Raw genomic sequence first — 18,066 nt, 5'->3', positions numbered from 1 at the left:
AAAATCCCTCTGGTAGAGGGATTTTGATTCAGCATTTTAAGATGTTCTACACGTATAATACTGGAGTTGATACTTTAAAAATCTCGCCATCTCTTATATAAAAACGAGGGATGCGGCGGCTTAATGTAGACACGACTTCATAGTTAATCGTATTGAGCATTTCAGCCACTTCATCAACGGAAATCTCGGCTCCTTTTTGCTTACCGTAAATCACGACTTCTTCTCCTTGTTTACCTTCACCGTTTTCTCCTAAACTGACCATGATCATATCCATTGTTACTCTTCCCGCCACTGGCACTCGTTTTCCGCGATGAAGAACAAACCCCCGATTGGAAAGGGCGCGAGAATAGCCGTCAGCATAGCCAATCGGGAGTGTAGCAATGACTTCATTAGGTTCTGCGACGTATGTAGCACCATAGCTAACGGTTCGGGGTTCTGTCCGCATGGTTTTCACATAAGCGATGCGTGCCTTTAAACTTAACGCAGGTTCAAGCTTAACGAGATTTAGTTGTTTAATATAGGCTGAAGGATATAAACCATATAAGCCGATACCTAAACGGATCATATCAGCGCTAAATTCCGGAAATGCGATAGCTGCAGCCGTGTTGCACATATGCACGGTGGGCAGCTCAATCCCCTGTTTTTTTAAAAAGCTGAGAAAACTGATGAATTTTTCGTGCTGCAGCTTTGTGAGTGTTGTGTCCGGTTCATCAGCTGTCGAAAAATGTGTGAAAATCCCTGTCCATCTGAGGAATTTACTTGCCTTTAAGGCTTTCACTACTTCTAAAAGTTCTTCCTTTGTGCGTACACCTAATCGTCCCATGCCGGTATCCACGTTAATATGAATGGCCAGCCGGTTAGCACTCGCTTCTTTTTCCAATATCTTGTTTGCTTCTTTTATCCAATCAACCTGAAATGCTGATAATGTTATATTCCAAGCTGCTGACTTCTTTACACAACTAAGGGATGTAAAACCAAGCACAAGGATAGGTGCTGTAATCCCAGCTTTTCGTAAAACGATTCCTTCTTCCACACTGGCAACAGCGAGCTCACTCGCCCCGTGTTCCAGTGCATGGCGTGCCACTTCTATAGACCCGTGACCATAACCGTTCGCTTTTACGACAGCCATTATTTTGCTCTTATGTGGAATATGACGGCGGATCGCTCGCAAATTCTTTTTAACGGCATCAAGATTGACTTCGATCCAAACTTCTCGGCAAAGCTTTATCATCAACGCTTCCTTCCTTCTTATGGATTATAAATACCACCTATTGCCGCAAGAGCAAATGTTAATTGTTGGATGATTCGATCTTATTTTATTCAACTTTATTTGAAATCATTCAACAGCAAATCCATGTGATACGAGAAGGTGCCTATCAATATTCGAATAATAGCAAGTACGGGATACATGAGGCTTGTAAGTGGGGTGTTAATGGGTACGGCGACCGAGGATTACAAAAATGATTATTTGTTTTGGGACATTTTTTTCTAAGGGTAGATGATAACGAGAAATCTAATCAGGAAATACTTACCGTTGTTATGAACATTGGAAGAACCTTTTAAATGAGAAGGGCTGAGGAAATTCTGTAAAAGATAATCGGTTGAAAAGGCAGTCGATTCCTTGTTCCATAAACCTAACATTAGAGTATATAATTAAACTCGTATTCACAAAAATCGTTTAAGTAAGGGGTATACATGAATAGGGGAGTTAGTTTTCAAATACCGAATGAATATGGAAATTTTCTATGGAGAATACTGCAGCCGGTAGAAATAGCTAATTATAGGTGGCAAACGAGTGGGGAATCTTATTTTGTTGTAGAAGGAGAGCTCGATGATGAGGAGCTTTTTCATGACTACGCAATTGTTGAAGGGGCAGTTTTTGAGCAACAATTAAAAACGAATCAGTACTATACCATTTTCGTTGAACTGAAAGCATTTCCATATGGAAAAATGGTTAATCAAGTCAATTCATATGAAGAGTTTGCTGACAGTGATTGCGAACTTGTCCTTTTGATAGCAGATAATAGCTACGTTTCGATTTACTGTAAAAACAAAAAATTCATTGAAAAACTTTACTTCAATGCTTTACAGAATGATTTTGAAGACGTTCAATTTATAACTGATGAAAATGACACAAGAACAAGCCTTACTGTATGATAGTCAATAAAAATTAAAGGAGCTAGTACATGACAATGCAAATTAAAATCAAGTATCTAGATGAAACACAAACAAGAATCAGCAAAATTGAGCAGGGAGACTGGATTGATCTTCGGGCAGCTGAAGATGTAACAATCAAAAAAGATGAATTTAAGCTTGTCCCATTAGGTGTTGCAATGGAGCTGCCTGAAGGTTACGAAGCACATGTCGTCCCTCGTTCAAGTACATATAAGAACTTTGGCGTTATTCAAACAAATTCAATGGGTGTTATCGATGAGTCATATAAGGGTGACAACGATTTCTGGTTCTTTCCTGCTTATGCATTGCGTGATACTGAAATTAAGAAGGGTGATCGTATTTGTCAGTTTAGAATCATGAAGAAAATGCCGGCGGTTGAATTGGTTGAAGTCGAGCATTTGGGAAACGAGGATAGAGGAGGACTCGGTTCAACAGGTACTAAGTAAACAAAATAAATCCTTGGCTGTCTTCATGCTGTGTGATTGATCAATGGAGGTTTCAGCCAAGGTACAAAGAAATACTTTTATCTAAATTTTTATAAGTAGGGGAAGGCAACTACAAACTAGTAATGCCACTAATAATAAGCCAAGTTAAATGACATGTGTTCATTAATAATTGAATTTACAGCAGCCATGAGACAAGTTCAAAATATAAGATGAAATGAGACATAAGACTTCACAAAAAAATCTGAGTATCGTCGATAAATATCATAAAAAAGCCCCCGGTATGTCGCCGGGGAATAAATAGACGTTTAAGAGATTTAGTGATGTTTTTTATATGATTCGACAAAATCATAATAATGATCATCGTCATCATGATACTTTTTTTCGTAATGATAATCGTGATCATCGTAATATTTTTTATCATGGTCATAATACTTTTTGTCGTAATCATAATGTTTTTTATCATGATCATAATACTTTTTGTCGCAATCATAATGCTTCTTATCATTGTCGTAATACTTTTTGTAATATGTTTTTTTCCAAGTGTAATACTCTTCTTTATATTTTTTATAATAACCCAATTAAATTCCTCCTTTATTTTATTCGAATTTAGTTTATGAAGTTTAAATGATATGGTATGGTCAAATGAAATAAGAATAGTAAAAAGAGGCTGTTTAAAACACTTTCTGAAAAACAAAACGGATAGCTGTTTATGAAAATAAGAGCGAGAGAGAGCACTCAATCACTGTAAAATAATAGTAAAGTATATAGAGAAGATTAATATACGTAAAAAGGGACTTTCTCATTGAAGAATATTTGAACGTTATGGTTAAGATTCAAGAGATCTATGATGTGATTTTTCACACTGCTTTTGGAAGGATTTAAAGTTAGACATCAAAAACAAGCAGCAAAACCGGTTAGAAATGGATCATATAAGGTATGAACCGCTGCCAAATATCATAAAAAAGTTGTTAATGATCAAATGAATGAAATTAGAGAGAATTTATTTTAAAGAAAGCCCAATTGCACATGGACAACTGACAATTGATATTGAGGTAAAATACAATGCATTAAATCAGAAAAAGCTATTGGAGGATTTAATGTGTTTAGACAATTTCCAATTTGGTATACACAAACACCTAACTATTTGAATTTTTATATGCCGCAATATCAAACCATTTCTTATAATCCTCAACAATGTTATCAACGGTGTATGTACCAAACTGGCGGTAACTATGAGCTATGTGACAGACTATGTTATGGGGAAATACAGGTGTAAAAGAGGGGGGGATTAACTCCTCTTTAAACACACAGTGAGTGGAATAAGATCCTCACTTTATCTGCGAGTGCTTAGTATTTGCGATAATATTGCATTCGTAATAAATTATGCTTAGCAACTGAAAATGAAAGAAGGATATGAATAGTTATGACGCAATTCGATAAACAATACAATTCAATTATAAAGGATATTATCAATAATGGAATCTCAGACGAAGAGTTTGATGTGAGAACCAAGTGGGACTCAGATGGAACACCGGCACATACTCTAAGTGTAATCAGTAAGCAAATGAGATTCGACAACTCAGAGGTTCCGATTTTAACGACAAAAAAGGTTGCCTGGAAAACAGCCATTAAAGAGTTGCTCTGGATTTGGCAGCTGAAATCTAATGATGTTAATGATTTAAACAAGATGGGCGTACATATTTGGGATCAGTGGAAACAAGAAGACGGCACCATCGGACATGCATATGGATTTCAGCTGGGGAAGAAAAACAGAAGTCTAAATGGAGAAAAAGTGGATCAGGTTGATTATCTTCTTCATCAATTGAAGAACAACCCGTCTTCACGCAGACACATTACAATGCTGTGGAATCCTGATGATTTAGACGCAATGGCCTTAACGCCATGTGTATACGAAACTCAATGGTATGTGAAGCAAGGTAAGCTCCACCTTGAGGTAAGAGCACGGAGCAATGACATGGCGTTGGGGAATCCATTCAATGTATTCCAGTACAATGTGTTGCAGCGCATGATTGCTCAAGTGACTGGTTATGAGCTTGGTGAATATATCTTTAACATTGGGGATTGCCATGTTTACACACGTCATATAGACAATTTGAAAATTCAAATGGAAAGAGAACAGTTTGAAGCACCTGAACTATGGATCAATCCTGAAGTCAAAGATTTTTATGACTTTACCATTGATGATTTCAAGTTAATCAACTATAAACATGGGGACAAGCTTTTATTTGAGGTAGCGGTTTAATGCTGCCTTTTTATTGTGCAGTGAATAGATAGCAGGTATCCTAATTTCATTAAGCAATCTGGAAGATGAATAAAAATTGAAGGACAAACACGTATAATACATAAAAAAGATTAACTCTACAGTTAATCTTCAGCTTGTAGAGAAAACGATGTTTTTTCTACAAGCTTTTTTGTTGTGTGCTGTTTCTTTAGATTTTCAGCTGATTTCAAAAACAGAAAAAGAGCTCCCACATACCTAGCTCTGCTTGGCTAGGTATGTGGCAATCTTCTTCATGTTCTGGCATGCGGCTGTGAGGAGAACTTGTTCGCTCACATTCCGTTTTCCCCTCAACCTGCAATAGCGAAGCCCGTGCAGTTGTTTTGAATCTGCAAAGCTTCGCTCTATTTTTTCTTTTCTTTTTTTGTAGAGGTTTTTTCCTGAAACAGACAAGCGATTTTGCCTGATCTTTTCTTTGTGGTCTTCCCATACATGCCGGGTGATGACTTTCTGATGTTTTTTTGATTTTGTGCAGTTTTCAAGAAAAGGGCATGAGGAACATGTTTCAGGATTTGATTTATATGACCTGTATCCTTTTCGGTCAGTTGTTGAGTATGTGAGTGTTTGCTGGTTCGGGCAAATGTACCTGTCTTTTTCAATGTCGTAATGAAATTTCCATTTTGGAAACAAGCCTCTAGTAGGGTGATATCGTCTGTGGGCAATGACGCCAAAAATATGACGGTCAGATAATCCTTTACAGATAGGAGCTGTTAAATATCCGGAATCAAGGGCGACAGCTTCTACTTGAAAACCAAATCGTGCGATTTGGTGATCTAATCGGTCAAGATAAGGCACAGAATCATGGAGATTTCCCGGTGTGACGTGGGCATCGGTGATAATGTTGTATTTCATATCCGTTGTGCAGTGATCTAAATAGAAAAAACCTTCTGGTTTGTTTTCGCGATACAGATATCCACTTTCGGGATCAGTTGTACTGTGGCGGATCTCTTTTTCAGCTTTCACCTCCTCTTTGACTATTAGTGGCTTTTTTCCGTGTTCCTCTCGATCTTCTTGGATGGCTTCATTTAAATCTTTGATATAGTTTTGTGTATCCTGTTCAATCGTTTTTCTTGTGTATTTATGCTTGTTGGCATTGGCTTTAAGGTGAGTGGAATCGGTGAATAGGACACGTCCGCCCACCATGTCATGATTGATGGCCTGAAGAGCGATCTCATCAAAAATATCTTGGAAGATGGTTGTATCTTTAAAACGTGTGCGTCTGTTCCAGCTGATGGTGGAGTGGTGCGGAACTGGATCGTTTATGTTCAATCCGAGAAACCATCTGTACGCCATATTGTAGTAAATTTCTTTTTCGAGCTGTCTTTCTGAACGGATACCATAGAGGTATCCGATAAACATCATTTTGAATAAAATCAGCGGATCAAGTGAGGGGCGGCCTTTGTTTTCACTGTAGTAAGGCTTAACCTTTTCAATGATAAAAGAGAAGTCTATGTATTTATCGATTTTTCGAAGCAGATGATCCTCTTCGACAAGTTGGTCGAGAAGAACAAATTCGGCTGCGTTTTGAGAAGAATTTCTTGTGTGGAACATGGGAAAGACACCGTCCTTTTGAAGTCTTTCTTTTATTTTATTACAGAAGAATGGATATTTTAAGAAAAAATAAAGGCTGTCGAGATTTTCTCGACAGCCTGAAGATTAACTCTACAGTTAATCTTTTTTATTCAGAAGAAAATATCCTAACTTTGAAACTAAATACAAAGTAAAAGCAATCATTACAGTTCTAGATATTACAATTCCATGAATAGCTAGATCATATCCAGCAGGTATCAACGCATTTGTATTACACATAAAATATATAGATATTAGAAGTGCTACAATAACTAAAATCATTCCAAAAAGACTTGTTTTTTCATATTTCATACCAATTTCCACCCTTATTAAAGTTAGGTTTAAACAAAAGAGCTGAAGAAACGAACTATGACCAGTATGCTCCAAGGAAAACCGCCAGACAATGCTGGCGGCTTTTTGCTGCTTCGTTTATTTATTAACAGAGATCGTAACGTTATTTCCTGCAACTGAAACCTTTGCGAAATCCTGTGTATCTACCACAGGAGTGACGGCTTTATTGTCGATTGTGATGTTGTTAAAAGATGTCGAAAAGGTTGCTTTGATCGCATCACGCTGGCTTTCATACGAAACAGCCGCGGTAGCAAGGGTTTTCCATTTTGAAATCGTGCCGATGTTGGTTCCTTGAATTTCTGTGATAATCCTTCCGGTGTAGCCGTCATTGTTCGTTCCCCAAAGGGTCATGCGCGTATTGCCGCTTAAATTTTTATAGATTGTCATTTGGACTGTGCTTCCAGGGCGGAAGCCTTTATTGTATGTGAATTTATCTTTTCCTTCGATGTACGTTTCTTCATTTTTGGACCCAACCTTCATGAGGGGCTTCCAGACGTTGTATTGTTTGCTGTACTGAAGCCCGATATCGGCTTCAGTTCCGCTTGATGCCCTAAAGCCTGAATAAATATAGGGAGTAGAGACCGAGTCGTTATTTTTGACAGTTTCAGGAAGCGTGATTTTAGCTGTAAAAACGGCGCCCGTACTGTTCAGGTAGGCACGGCCGCCGATTCCGTTAGGCAGCTGGGATGCTGCTTTTGCGACTTGAGCGTCTGCCGCTGGTAAGCCTGGTATACCTGATGAAAGGGTTCCGAAAAGAACTGCTGTTCCTACTGCACCTGCAATCAATACTTTTTTCATCAAAATTCCCCCTTTTGATAGTGGTTTCGCCATTTATTATACCTTATTTTGGAACTGGATTGATGTATATAAATCGACAAAATATTTCATTTTGAGTGAAGTAAGGGACGAACCGCTTCGCTAATCTGAAAGCTATATACCTTTATCAGAGGAAAAAATGAGATCACAATCGTTTTAACCAATTTGAAATTTTCTTCAAAATAAAAGTACAAATGCTTAAAGAAACGATCATTAAAAGGGATGCCCGCTATCGTTTCCCAGCCTGTAAAAAAGAGGTGACGTTTCATCAATGTCTGTCCTTGTAAAATGATTAAAAGCACAGATACCGACTAAGAAAAGAAAACAAATACTTAGGATTACTAACGCTTTACGCGAGTATGTTTTCATTTCATCTTTAAAATACAGCAATACGAAAACAAAGCAGATAACATTAGCTATTGTTCTTATCACCTCGAAGCTTTTCATGACAACTGATATAAATAGACAAAGTAAAATGAGATAAAATACGATGTTTCTATACAAAAAACCTCTCCTTTTATGTATGATCCTCAAAGAATTTATAAAAGTTTCTTTGTAACTGCATAAACTGAATGCGCTCACTTATGAACTAACTAAACTATGTACTAAATATTCATTATTCTTTTTTAGATTCAGTCATCAAGGTTTTCATAGAAAGAGAAGCTTCAGAAATATACATATAGTGCACAAACAAAAAAGACCCGGCAATAGCCGGGGGAAAGTAAAAACGAGGAGATGTTAATGGCGTTTAGTAGTGTTTTTTATGCTTTTTATACTCTACAACATAATCATAGTCTTTTTTATCGTGATCATAATATTTTTTATCATAGTCATCATATTTTTTGTCGTAATCACAGTCATAATATTTTTTATCATGGTGATCATAGTATTTTTTATCATATTCGTAATACTTCTTATAATACGTTTTTTTGACCGTATAATACTCTTCTTTGTATTTTTTGTAATAACCCATATATACTCCTCCTTTATTTTTACTACGCTTTATTATACGGCGAGTAGATTTTGCGGCTTGGACAGTTAAAATCATAGAAGGAAAAAAGGGCTGTCCAAATGATAAAAAAAAAGACAGATGACACAAAAACAAATCAAAATAAAGAGCCGATTTTTCATCGGCCCAAACGATTTATCCTACATTTGTTTATCTTCTTTGTTTTCTGAGTCATTTTTTCTGATATCCTGAGTCAGTCCGCTTGTTGCTTGTTTAAATTCTGATAAGGCTTTTCCTGCTGCACGGCCAAGCGCCGGCAGTTTATCAGGCCCAAATACTAAAAAACCCACAAACAAAATAACGAGTATTTTTGTGAAGCTTAATTCCATATCCTTTTCCCCCTGATTGAAGTACAACCTTTTAAACAAATTATAAGAGATAGCAGTACAAATGGGAATGCATTTATTTTGAACATTTTAAAACCAGACAAAGGCGAATTCATAAAACGGCTGCTGCTGAATATAATGTCCAATGCCACCTGCCTAATAAGCAGGGAGGCAGGCTGGATCAATTATGTGTTAGCTCTGCCGGAAATGATACAAACGTATCTGCGGCTATCATTGAAATAGAGGAGTGGTGTAGCTGATGAGATTCACTAAGGTAGTTGGATTTTTGTCTGTTTTAGGGTTGGCTGCGGTTTTTCCATTAACGGCACAAGCAGAAAAAGCCGGAACTGCGGGGGCTGGAGAGTGGGATAAGTTGGGGACTTACACATATACTTACTCAAGTCCGACGGTATACTCAACCGGAGGAGATTTTAGAGTGTGCCTTTCAGGAAGCACTCCTTTTTCTGTCTCACTGCACTTATATGAGGATGATCCCGGTGACAATCCTGATGATTATGTAGGGGCAAACTATTTTTCACCCGGAGAATGCCACACATTTGACAGTATTGGAAAATTTGTAGATGGGAGCAATAACAAGGCCGAGTTCTTTGTTACCGATTACTCTGGTAAATCTAAAACTGTTACGTTTTATGATTGATGGACTCAAATTGTGAAGTATAACCCTTGGAAAAAAACAAAAAAGAGAGATACCTCTCTTTTTTATTCTTCGACAGCCTTACGAAGCCGTTCATTTACAATGCCAGTCCAGCCGCCATCCATCTTGCCGCGAACGAAGGAGCTTTTCTCGTTTGCTTTGCCGATCACTTCAATCGGCTCTTTCCAGCCGCTGTGAATAAGGGTAAACCCTGTCTTTTCCCCCAAGTCTTCTAATTGAAAGGTAACGACCCATCCTTCTGTATCCCATTCAAAAGAAAGTTCAGTTGGAGCTTGAACAGCCAAAACTTTACAAGGGGACGGCCCAAACGGTGATTGTAAGTGAAATTCTTGTCCTTCTTTGAGCTGAAAGTCATTGGGCATAAACCACTTGGCAATGCCTTCTGAAGTAGAGACTGTCTCCCAGACTTTCTGAATGGGAGCCTCCAGGGTAATGCTTTTTGTAATATCCGGTAATGCGTTTTCGTTGTTTTGAGCCATTGCTTTTACCTCTTGACATATGATGTTTTTTTCAATTCAATCATATAATAACTAATAAGATCATGTCCACAGCGTGCATTATTTATGCTAGAGCTGCTGTTGAACAGCGTGTCAGTCGCCAGTCTGATCTGTGAATGGGAGAATTCTGTATGCGCGAGAAAGAGAGAGATGTGTATGTTGTCATGTCTTTCATGCTTGTTTGCTCAGCCGCAACTGTTATGTTTGAACTGGAATTCCTGCTCAGCCAATTTATTTTGCGATTTTTGTTTTAATAGTAAATGAGCCATTTTCTAAAACAGGAGGTTTTTTATGCTTGGAAAAATCAAAGCAGCCATTGATAACAGTCCAGGGAAGCCGGCCAGAATTATAGTTAGTGAAAAAGCGTTTCAGCAATTAGAGGAAGAAATGCGCTTTGTTTACGTTTCCAAACCGAAAACGATAATGGGGATTCCTGTGGAAGTTTCAGATCAGGAAGAAAGCTTCAAGCTGGAATTTTAGTTTATCCCAGACTGCTAAAAGGCTCATTTTGTGTTAATTATGCAAAATGGTCAGGTTGATTTCTTTAAAAGCATGATGAAATGTTCATCATGCTTTTTTTATTGAGAAAAAAGACGAACATAAAAAATAGGTATACGGGAAAAATAATCCTATAGAGAGAGGGGAACTGACAGATGGATAACATGATATCAACACTTACTGACTGGAATGTGTGGTTTCAAGCGTTAGTTGTATTTCTCGTTCCATATGTAATCTATAAAGTGTTTACTTGGATTCATGTATAAGAAGGTGCAATGATGAGGTGGCGGAGCAATCAGTACAAAACACAGAAGCAGCATAAATCAGATTATTCAACAGCTGAAAAGCAGGATCAGGATGTGTTAACTGGTAACATCGGATACGATTTAGAACATGTAAAAAGAAAAATAGGACATAACGGGGACGTTCACTTCCGTGAGCTTGAAATCACTCATTTACATGTGAAAGCGGCATTGATCTTTGTTGAAGGACTGTCTGATCAGGATTTGATTAATAAAGGACTATCAGTGTTAGCCATGAATCAACCTAATCAGGTAAGCGATGAAATTTCTCAATCCGGCAAAGGTATTTTAACTTCGAAACAGATAAAAAATCAAATCGTATCAATCGGTGATGTCATAGAATCAGAGAAAATCAGTGATATCGTGTTGAATGTTTTCATGGGTTCGACAGCGCTTCTCATCGATGGAATACCGCAGGCCTTTCTTCTGGGAACTGTAAAAAAACAAAATCGAAGTATCGAGGAGCCGCTTTCAGAAGCGCTTGTCAGAGGGCCGCGCACAGGCTTTACAGAAGAGTTGAGTACGAATACAGCTCTTTTGAGACAGCAAGGAAAAAATGATCAATTAACATTGCAGAGATTTGAAGTAGGAACACGATTAAAAAAGGATTTAATCATCGCTTATATGAATGACATTGCAGATCCAAAAGTAGTCGAGGAAGTAAGAAAAAGAGTGAGAGGGATTGAGATCGATCATTTGCCGGAGTCAGGCTACGTTGAACAGTTAATTGAGGATAATTACTTGAGCCCGTTCCCGCAAGTACAGAGTACAGAACGTCCTGATCGCGTCATAAGCGGACTAATGGAAGGAAGAGTAGCCATTCTGCTTGACGGCACTCCGTTTGCTTTGATTGTTCCAGTCACTTTCAGCATGATGCTTCAATCGCCTGAAGATTATTATGAACGGTGGTTCCCGAGCTCGCTCATCAGATTGCTGAGGTTCATAGCAGCAATGATAACGTTATTCGCACCCGCTTTATATATATCATTTATTTCTTTTCATCCGGGGTTAATTCCGACCAAGCTGGCGATTTCAATTTCCGGGACGCGCCAAGGTGTTCCGTTCCCATCCCTCATTGAAGCCTTATTTATGGAAGTCGCGATCGAAATTTTAAGAGAAGCGGGGCTTCGTCTGCCAAAACCAATTGGACCCGCAATTGGCATAGTTGGCGGATTAATCATCGGGGAAGCAGCTGTGCAGGCGGGGATTGTCAGTCCAATCATGGTCATTGTTGTTGCGCTCACAGCAATTTCTTCATTTGCCATCCCGCATTATAGCACAGGTATAGCACTTCGGATGCTTCGGTTTGGCGCGATGTTTTGTGCGGCGGTGTTTGGATTGTTTGGAGTCATTATGTATTATCTGCTGCTAAGCAGCCATGTCGTAAAGCTAAAGAGCTTTGGTGTGCCATACGCAAGTCCGGCAGTGCCCTATCACTTAAAAGATTGGAAAGACTTTGTTATCAGAATGCCTCTTTTAGTCATGAAGCGCCGGCCTAAAATGATGAATACAGATAATACAAAACGGGTGAAGTGATGAACTCGACAGGATGGTGATAAAGTCTCATGTTCAGCCCAACCAGTAAAATCACAACCGCTCAGGCAACGATTATCATCATTAATTATATGCTTGCTGCCGGAGTTCTTACGCTCCCTCGGACAGTAACAGAACAAACACAATCTCCTGATGGATGGATTTCAATTTTATTAGGCGGGGTCCTAGCGGTAATAGCCGGGATGATTATCGTTAAATTAAGCCAGCAGTATCCTAAGGAGACCTTTTATGAATACTCCCGACATATTGTAGGAAAATGGCTCGGGCATCTGATCAGTATTGTTTTTATTACTTATTTTCTGGCACTCGGTGCGTTTGAAGTCAGAGTCATGTCCGAAATCGTGGATTTTTTTCTCCTCGAAGGGACACCGTCTTGGGCCATCATTATGACAGTTCTTTGGATTGGGCTTTATTCAATTACACAAGGCCTAGATCCGATTGCACGGCTTTTTGAAATGATTTTTCCGATTACGGTCATCATCTTTTTAACGATAGCCCTCATGAGTTTAGGCATATTTGAGATCAACAATTTGCGCCCTGTATTAGGTGATGGAATCATGCCGGTTCTTAGAGGTGTAAAGACAACGAACCTTTCATTTACATGTTCAGAAATTATGCTCATTTTAGTAGCATTTATGAAAAAGCCGAAAAATGCGGTGAAAGCGGTTGTGATCGGGACAGGCGTTGTGACCAGTTTTTATATGATTACGCTAATTATGGTCATCGGTGCACTATCAGTTGAGGGAGTTGTGACGAGAACATGGCCGGGGCTTGACCTGATGAGAAGTTTTGAAATACCTGGTTTAATATTTGAACGGTTTGAATCATTCCTGCTTGTGATTTGGATTATGCAGCTTTTTGCTACGTTTATTATCACTTTTTATGCAGCTTCCCTGGGAGTCTCACAAGTTTTTAAAAAGAATCCCCTTTCATGTATGTTTGGGCTGCTTCCTGTTATTTATATCCTCTCTTGCATGCCGAAAAATGAAAATGACGTCTTTATATTGGGCGATACGGTCAGTCATATCGCTTTGTATATATTTGGCGCTTTGCCGATTTTGCTGTTAGTCATTTCGAAATGGAGGAAAAGAGGTGAAAAGTAAACTAAAACGTCAATTGCCTGCTATGGTCATGGTATGTCTGCTGATGATTTGCGTAACAGGATGCTGGAGCAGCCGGGAAATAGAAGATCTGGGTCTCACATTCGCTATCGCAATTGATAAAGGAAAAGAAACGAACACTGAAAAAGAGTTAAAAGAAGAGGGCGGGAGCTATCCGAAAAAAGACAACATTACGCTGACCTATCAATTTGTTAATGAAAAAGCGGCAGGCGCGGGCACTGGCGGGGGAGGCGGTAGCGGACAAGGAGCGCAAAAAGCGTATATTAATATAAGTGAAACAGGGGATTCATTACAGCAGATCGGAAGTGAGGTTGCATTAAGACGGGACCGAGAAGTGTTTAGCCCGCATTTAAAAGTTGTTGTCATGAGTGAAGATGTGCTGCACACATTTCCTATCGACGAAATGCTGGATCAATTTTTTCGTGATAATGAAATCAGGCTGAGCTGTCTTGTTTTATCTGCTAAAGGGGAAGCAAGAGAAGCTCTCCAGCTGAAAGAGAACGGAGAAATTCCGGCATTTCGGCTGATTGGACTAGGTGAAAATGAACATAAGGTTTCCAGAATTCTTCCCCCTGTGACACTCGCGAAACTAATTGGAAAACTGCATTCTGGCAGCAGTTTTTTACTGCAAAATGTGGTCGCGGCGAATGGAGCGATCAAGTATTCCGGAGCAGCTGTAATCAACGGAAAGTCGAAAAAAATGATCGGCACCTTAAATGAATATGAAATTGAGGGGATTACATGGATTAGAGGGGGAGGAAAAGGCGGAGTTGTCAAAAGTCATGATAAAAAGAGCCAACAGACGTTAGCGTACGATATCAATAAAATCAAAAGCAAAATTCATCCAGTCGTAAAAGGGACGGATATTTCATTCCATGTCGATATTGAATCAGAAGGCGATTTGGTTGAAAACTGGAACACAAAAGAGGCATTGGACACCCAGTTTATAGATCGTCTCGAAACGACTATTGAAAACGAGGTAAAGAAAATAGTTGGTCATGTATTAAAAAAAATTCAGCATGATTATAAAGCAGATGTTGCGGGTTTTGATGAATCTTTAAGACTTACATATCCTCACTTATGGAAAAGGGTGAAAAATAACTGGGATGACACCTTCAGTAAAGCCGACATCACATACAGTGTGAACGTCACAATTACTCATTACGGCACGGTTAAAACTCAGTAATGAATCCCAAGGAAGAGAAGGAAACCTCTCTTCTCTTTTTTATGCATTTTTTAGGATAAAGATACTTTTTTTGGAGAGATATACACTTTTCAAATCGACCAATATGCTAATATAGGAATTGCTTGAAATAGAAGGGAGGAGGGGCTGTGAGGCAGAATCCGATTTATGTAGAAATCGAAATGAAATCTGATCTGGATACACTCTGGGAATATACACAAAACCCATCACTGCATAAGGAATGGGATCTCCGGTTTTCAAATATCACGTATTTGAATAGACAGCCATGCGAAAAACAGAAGTTTCTTTACGAAACAAGGGTAGGCTTTGGATTAAAGGTGTCAGGTACTGGAGAAACCGTCGGTGTTTTCAACAAATGTTCATCTGAAAGGTCTTCTTCACTGGCTTTTGGCTCTGATCATCCATTATCTCTGATTCGGCATGGAAGCGGCTACTGGAAGTATATACAGAGAGAAAATGGGAAAATGACGTTTTTAACACAGTACCAATACAAAACAGCCTACGGACTGCTGGGAAGATGGATCGATCGTTTATTATTTCGACCGCTGCTTGGCTGGGCGACTGCCTGGAGCTTTGATGCATTAAGGCTTTGGGTTGAGCAACATAAACATCCGAAGCGCTTCATTCGATCCGCTATCATCTATGTGTTCATGTGTCTGTTTTTCAGCCTGTTTTGGTTCTATCAAGGCTTTGCAGGTGTTGAAACAAGCATATTGGCAGGAACAGCGGAGATAGGCTTAGCTATTTTGTGGCTGATTCCTTTAAAAAGAAAATGGATCATTCATGGTGTCCAGACTTGTATTTTTGCTGGGTTCGCTTGTCTAGGTTCCGAGATATTCATATGGGTTCTGTTGAGTGTGTTTTCTGCGGCAAGCGGCGCTCTTAGCCTGCAGCTTCCCAGTGCCAGGCGCACAAAACGAAAGAGAAAGAAGTGACATTGTGAGTTCGATTTATGAAAAATCAACTATTAACTATCATTTGCTGCATCCCAAGCTGCAGAAACGGTACCAATTAGATGGGTCTCATACATTCAGCGGGACGGGAACGATGTCAGAAATAAGCGGAGGCTCTTTTCTGGTTAGAATGCTGTTAAAGCTTGGTGTTTTTTTCAGATGCTTCTTTTCAGAAAGAGGCAAAGACATCCCATTTACAATACAAAATAGAACTTGTCTTTTGAAATCGCAACATACAGGGATAGAATGGAATCGTACATTTTTCTTTAAAGGCAAAAAACGTTTCTTTGACGCGATAATGATATATGACGAGAAAGAAAATAGAATACTTGATTTCTTCGGCAAACCTCATCTGCTGCTGTCTGTTTTGACGTTCGAGGCATCTCATGACGGCTCTCTTACGATCACATCGGGAAAGCAATGGCTATTGATATGCGGAAAAAGTATCCCGCTGCCGAAATGGCTGACAGGTACATCCGTAGTTTGCGAAACGTTTGATGAAAGAAAGAATTGTTTCACCATTGAAGTGCATGTGCAAAATACAATTCTGGGCACTCTTTTCTTTTATAAAGGAACGTTTCAAGAGGAAGAGAGAGAATCATGAAACGAAATGGCATAGTCAGTGCGCTTTGTTTTATTGGATTTCTTGCAGCGGAAGCACCGGATATTTCAGTGGCAGAGGCACTCGTTTTGTTATCCATTCTATTTTTCGTGCCGGGAATTTTTCCTTTTGTTTTTCGTCAATCTCCGGTTCGTGCTGCTCAGTTTATGGAATATGGGCTAATCCAGTGCTATCCTGTAGCCGCATTCTTTGCGGTGCTGGCTCTAGTGACGGAGGTTGGGGGTTTCGCGCTAATCTGGTGGACGTACACAATTTTTATTGCATTGTATGCGATCCTCCGCCTTTGGGAAACAAAGATACATAGAATCGAAGAGACATCAGTTTTGTTCGGTCTTATTTATTTGGCGGGAGGAGGATTTTGGTTTTTTGCTTATGCTGCCCATTTGCAGATCATGCAATTTGGCCCTCTCATCATTTTGCTGACTGCTGTCCACTTTCACTATTCTGCTTTTCTGATCCCGATCTTCAATGGTTTACTCGGCAGAACCATTAGAAAGCATCGGATGTTGTACAGTTGGATAACATGGGTGATTTTGCTTTCGCCCCTTCTTATCGCGCTGGGCATCACATATTCAAAAACACTTGATGTCATTGCGGTTAGCATTTATATGGCGGCGATTTATCTTCATGCATTTTTGGTGTTCACGGCAGCTTTTCGCACCAAGACGGGGACATTTCTTATTCGGCTTTCTTCCGCTGTTTTAATGATAACGATTGCTTTCTCGATGATTTATTCATTTGGTGTATTTCGGCAAGAAGTTACATTGACCATCAATCAGATGATTTGGATTCACGGTTTTGTCAACGCGTTTGGTGTTATCTTGCCCGCTCTTATAGGGTGGAGAATAGAGGATCCGAAGCCTTTTGATGCAGACCGTGTAAAGACATTCAGCCGTATCTACGGAAAAAGAAAGATTGGAGAAGAATTTTTAGCTAATATTCAAGCTGAAAATAACGCTCGGTACAGCGGACTTGTGGATGATATGGGCAGCCTGCGTTCAAAAGATTTTTCACCTGAAAAACTGTCGCCGCTCATTCTTTCGTTTTATGAACAAACCATCGAATACAATATTAAAGCAAAAGTAACATGGAGCACGTGGTTTCGGCCGCTTGCAATTATTTACGAATGGTTCAGCAGAAGAATCGGCCAAATACATCTTTCGACGAACCCTGACTGGTATAGGATGTACAGCAAGATAAAAGGTGTTCATTCGAAAAAAGACGGAAGGGAAAGAGTTCGTGCCTGGATTAGAACAAATGAAAAAAACGAAACCATTTTTACCGCTCTTTATTCAGTGTATCGCTCAAATGGAGAGGGGTATATGAATATTTCTTTACCGCTTCCATTCAGCAGCATGACAGGTATTTTAAAACCATATCATCATCAGGAGAAGCTGGTTTTAACAAGCAGGCGGAGAAAAAGCAGAGCGGGGGATGAGGGGATTTATCTGCAAACAAGAGCGGGAACTTGTCCGCTTCCTTTATCTGAAACCTTTCTGATAGAAGCTGCACATGACAACAAATTAACCGCTGTTCATCATATGTGGCTGTTCGGAATAAAATTTCTAACTGTTCATTACAGCATTACACATATTAACCAGCCTATTGAAAGAACCTAATACAAAGAAGAAGCTTCGTCTGCCAGTTG

General features: G+C 39.3%; 21 protein-coding genes and 2 pseudogenes. 14 read left to right on the top strand and 9 right to left on the bottom strand.

Annotated features, from left to right (window positions below):
* Positions 1-46: 46 nt before the first annotated feature.
* Positions 47-1,231 (bottom strand): alanine racemase, encoded by a 1,185-nt coding sequence (gene alr, locus ACQVGT_RS11265; RefSeq protein WP_015483270.1) that lies wholly within the window; start codon positions 1,229-1,231, stop codon positions 47-49.
* 464 nt (positions 1,232-1,695) lie between these two features.
* Between alr and ACQVGT_RS11260 the strand changes: the two genes are divergently transcribed.
* Both ACQVGT_RS11260 and dutA read left to right on the top strand, forming a co-directional pair.
* Positions 1,696-2,157: a DUF2691 family protein gene (locus tag ACQVGT_RS11260; protein ID WP_015383749.1), complete on the top strand. Its 462-nt coding sequence runs from the start codon at positions 1,696-1,698 to the stop codon at positions 2,155-2,157.
* 29 nt (positions 2,158-2,186) lie between these two features.
* Complete coding sequence (gene dutA / locus ACQVGT_RS11255; RefSeq protein WP_003245820.1) at positions 2,187-2,621, top strand: dUTP diphosphatase DutA; 435 nt, start codon at positions 2,187-2,189, stop codon at positions 2,619-2,621.
* A gap of 314 nt (positions 2,622-2,935) precedes the next feature.
* Here dutA and cotU read toward each other — a convergent pair whose 3' ends face one another.
* Positions 2,936-3,199, bottom strand: coding sequence for a spore coat protein CotU (gene cotU, locus ACQVGT_RS11250; protein WP_015483271.1), 264 nt, complete (start codon positions 3,197-3,199; stop codon positions 2,936-2,938).
* Positions 3,200-3,604: 405 nt separating this feature from the next.
* Between cotU and ACQVGT_RS11245 the strand changes: the two genes are divergently transcribed.
* Both ACQVGT_RS11245 and ACQVGT_RS11240 read left to right on the top strand, forming a co-directional pair.
* Complete coding sequence (locus ACQVGT_RS11245) at positions 3,605-3,769, top strand: hypothetical protein (RefSeq protein ID WP_144052037.1); 165 nt, start codon at positions 3,605-3,607, stop codon at positions 3,767-3,769.
* A 275-nt stretch (positions 3,770-4,044) separates the two neighbouring features.
* The gene (locus ACQVGT_RS11240) at positions 4,045-4,884 is read left to right on the top strand and encodes a thymidylate synthase (RefSeq protein ID WP_046340238.1); all 840 of its coding nucleotides are present in this window, start codon (positions 4,045-4,047) and stop codon (positions 4,882-4,884) included.
* A 234-nt stretch (positions 4,885-5,118) separates the two neighbouring features.
* On the opposite strand, the gene ACQVGT_RS11235 is transcribed toward ACQVGT_RS11240, so the two are convergent.
* From ACQVGT_RS11235 to tatAC, 6 genes and pseudogenes are all read right to left on the bottom strand, one after another.
* Positions 5,119-6,471 carry an IS1182 family transposase gene (locus tag ACQVGT_RS11235; protein ID WP_015483274.1) on the bottom strand — a complete coding sequence of 451 codons (1,353 nt, stop codon included), beginning with the start codon at positions 6,469-6,471 and terminating at the stop codon, positions 5,119-5,121.
* 117 nt (positions 6,472-6,588) lie between these two features.
* A complete protein-coding gene (locus ACQVGT_RS11230) occupies positions 6,589-6,876 on the bottom strand; it encodes a hypothetical protein (protein WP_119123060.1) in 288 nt (95 codons plus the stop codon).
* A gap of 42 nt (positions 6,877-6,918) precedes the next feature.
* Positions 6,919-7,641, bottom strand: coding sequence for a YrpD family protein (locus ACQVGT_RS11225; RefSeq protein WP_144052038.1), 723 nt, complete (start codon positions 7,639-7,641; stop codon positions 6,919-6,921).
* 160 nt (positions 7,642-7,801) lie between these two features.
* Positions 7,802-8,160 (bottom strand): annotated as a pseudogene (locus ACQVGT_RS11220) (YoqO family protein).
* A gap of 244 nt (positions 8,161-8,404) precedes the next feature.
* Complete coding sequence (locus tag ACQVGT_RS11215; protein WP_015483277.1) at positions 8,405-8,629, bottom strand: hypothetical protein; 225 nt, start codon at positions 8,627-8,629, stop codon at positions 8,405-8,407.
* Between the two features lie 176 nt (positions 8,630-8,805).
* On the bottom strand, positions 8,806-8,994 hold the full coding sequence (gene tatAC, locus ACQVGT_RS11210; protein WP_003231634.1) for a twin-arginine translocase TatAC: 189 nt from the start codon (positions 8,992-8,994) through the stop codon (positions 8,806-8,808).
* A 78-nt stretch (positions 8,995-9,072) separates the two neighbouring features.
* On the opposite strand from tatAC, the pseudogene ACQVGT_RS11205 reads away from it, so the two are divergent.
* Both ACQVGT_RS11205 and ACQVGT_RS11200 read left to right on the top strand, forming a co-directional pair.
* Positions 9,073-9,234 (top strand): annotated as a pseudogene (locus ACQVGT_RS11205) (hypothetical protein).
* Positions 9,235-9,250: 16 nt separating this feature from the next.
* Positions 9,251-9,649, top strand: a complete 399-nt coding sequence (locus ACQVGT_RS11200; RefSeq protein ID WP_015483278.1) for a YndA family protein — start codon at positions 9,251-9,253, stop codon at positions 9,647-9,649.
* Between the two features lie 62 nt (positions 9,650-9,711).
* Here ACQVGT_RS11200 and ACQVGT_RS11195 read toward each other — a convergent pair whose 3' ends face one another.
* A complete protein-coding gene (locus ACQVGT_RS11195) occupies positions 9,712-10,146 on the bottom strand; it encodes an SRPBCC family protein (protein WP_015383753.1) in 435 nt (144 codons plus the stop codon).
* Positions 10,147-10,295: 149 nt separating this feature from the next.
* On the opposite strand from ACQVGT_RS11195, the gene ACQVGT_RS11190 reads away from it, so the two are divergent.
* The 8 genes from ACQVGT_RS11190 (at position 10,296) to ACQVGT_RS11155 (ending at position 18,037) form a co-directional block, all read left to right on the top strand.
* Positions 10,296-10,418 carry a hypothetical protein gene (locus tag ACQVGT_RS11190; RefSeq protein WP_015483279.1) on the top strand — a complete coding sequence of 41 codons (123 nt, stop codon included), beginning with the start codon at positions 10,296-10,298 and terminating at the stop codon, positions 10,416-10,418.
* Between the two features lie 37 nt (positions 10,419-10,455).
* Positions 10,456-10,644 carry a hypothetical protein gene (locus ACQVGT_RS11185; RefSeq protein WP_015383754.1) on the top strand — a complete coding sequence of 63 codons (189 nt, stop codon included), beginning with the start codon at positions 10,456-10,458 and terminating at the stop codon, positions 10,642-10,644.
* Positions 10,645-10,937: 293 nt separating this feature from the next.
* Complete coding sequence (locus ACQVGT_RS11180; protein ID WP_015383755.1) at positions 10,938-12,500, top strand: spore germination protein; 1,563 nt, start codon at positions 10,938-10,940, stop codon at positions 12,498-12,500.
* Positions 12,501-12,529: 29 nt separating this feature from the next.
* Positions 12,530-13,621, top strand: a complete 1,092-nt coding sequence (locus ACQVGT_RS11175; RefSeq protein ID WP_015383756.1) for a spore germination protein — start codon at positions 12,530-12,532, stop codon at positions 13,619-13,621.
* The gene (locus ACQVGT_RS11170) at positions 13,611-14,825 is read left to right on the top strand and encodes a Ger(x)C family spore germination protein (RefSeq protein ID WP_015483281.1); all 1,215 of its coding nucleotides are present in this window, start codon (positions 13,611-13,613) and stop codon (positions 14,823-14,825) included. Before ACQVGT_RS11175 ends, ACQVGT_RS11170 begins: the two co-directional genes overlap by 11 nt.
* 146 nt (positions 14,826-14,971) lie before the next feature.
* Positions 14,972-15,778: a hypothetical protein gene (locus tag ACQVGT_RS11165; protein ID WP_015483282.1), complete on the top strand. Its 807-nt coding sequence runs from the start codon at positions 14,972-14,974 to the stop codon at positions 15,776-15,778.
* A gap of 4 nt (positions 15,779-15,782) precedes the next feature.
* On the top strand, positions 15,783-16,400 hold the full coding sequence (locus tag ACQVGT_RS11160) for a DUF4166 domain-containing protein (RefSeq protein WP_015483283.1): 618 nt from the start codon (positions 15,783-15,785) through the stop codon (positions 16,398-16,400).
* A complete protein-coding gene (locus tag ACQVGT_RS11155) occupies positions 16,397-18,037 on the top strand; it encodes a YndJ family protein (RefSeq protein ID WP_015383759.1) in 1,641 nt (546 codons plus the stop codon). Before ACQVGT_RS11160 ends, ACQVGT_RS11155 begins: the two co-directional genes overlap by 4 nt.
* Positions 18,038-18,066: the final 29 nt, after the last annotated feature.

It is taken from the genome of Bacillus sp. SCT118, assembly GCF_058566435.1.
Note: the sequence above shows the minus strand (reverse complement) of the source record. Positions and strands in the feature narration are given on the sequence as shown.

Excerpts from the sequence above, each read along its gene's own strand:
- ACQVGT_RS11215 (WP_015483277.1), bottom strand. The coding sequence starts at position 8,629 with ATGGGTTATTACAAAAAATACAAAGAAGAGTATTATACGGTCAAAAAA.
- ACQVGT_RS11240 (WP_046340238.1), top strand. The coding sequence starts at position 4,045 with ATGACGCAATTCGATAAACAATACAATTCAATTATAAAGGATATTATC.
- ACQVGT_RS11155 (WP_015383759.1), top strand. The coding sequence starts at position 16,397 with ATGAAACGAAATGGCATAGTCAGTGCGCTTTGTTTTATTGGATTTCTT.
- ACQVGT_RS11195 (WP_015383753.1), bottom strand. The coding sequence starts at position 10,146 with ATGGCTCAAAACAACGAAAACGCATTACCGGATATTACAAAAAGCATT.
- ACQVGT_RS11175 (WP_015383756.1), top strand. The coding sequence starts at position 12,530 with ATGTTCAGCCCAACCAGTAAAATCACAACCGCTCAGGCAACGATTATC.
- ACQVGT_RS11185 (WP_015383754.1), top strand. The coding sequence starts at position 10,456 with ATGCTTGGAAAAATCAAAGCAGCCATTGATAACAGTCCAGGGAAGCCG.
- dutA (WP_003245820.1), top strand. The coding sequence starts at position 2,187 with ATGACAATGCAAATTAAAATCAAGTATCTAGATGAAACACAAACAAGA.
- ACQVGT_RS11180 (WP_015383755.1), top strand. The coding sequence starts at position 10,938 with ATGATGAGGTGGCGGAGCAATCAGTACAAAACACAGAAGCAGCATAAA.
- ACQVGT_RS11245 (WP_144052037.1), top strand. The coding sequence starts at position 3,605 with ATGAAATTAGAGAGAATTTATTTTAAAGAAAGCCCAATTGCACATGGA.
- ACQVGT_RS11235 (WP_015483274.1), bottom strand. The coding sequence starts at position 6,471 with ATGTTCCACACAAGAAATTCTTCTCAAAACGCAGCCGAATTTGTTCTT.
- alr (WP_015483270.1), bottom strand. The coding sequence starts at position 1,231 with ATGATAAAGCTTTGCCGAGAAGTTTGGATCGAAGTCAATCTTGATGCC.
- ACQVGT_RS11190 (WP_015483279.1), top strand. The coding sequence starts at position 10,296 with ATGCGCGAGAAAGAGAGAGATGTGTATGTTGTCATGTCTTTCATGCTT.
- ACQVGT_RS11260 (WP_015383749.1), top strand. The coding sequence starts at position 1,696 with ATGAATAGGGGAGTTAGTTTTCAAATACCGAATGAATATGGAAATTTT.
- ACQVGT_RS11200 (WP_015483278.1), top strand. The coding sequence starts at position 9,251 with ATGAGATTCACTAAGGTAGTTGGATTTTTGTCTGTTTTAGGGTTGGCT.
- tatAC (WP_003231634.1), bottom strand. The coding sequence starts at position 8,994 with ATGGAATTAAGCTTCACAAAAATACTCGTTATTTTGTTTGTGGGTTTT.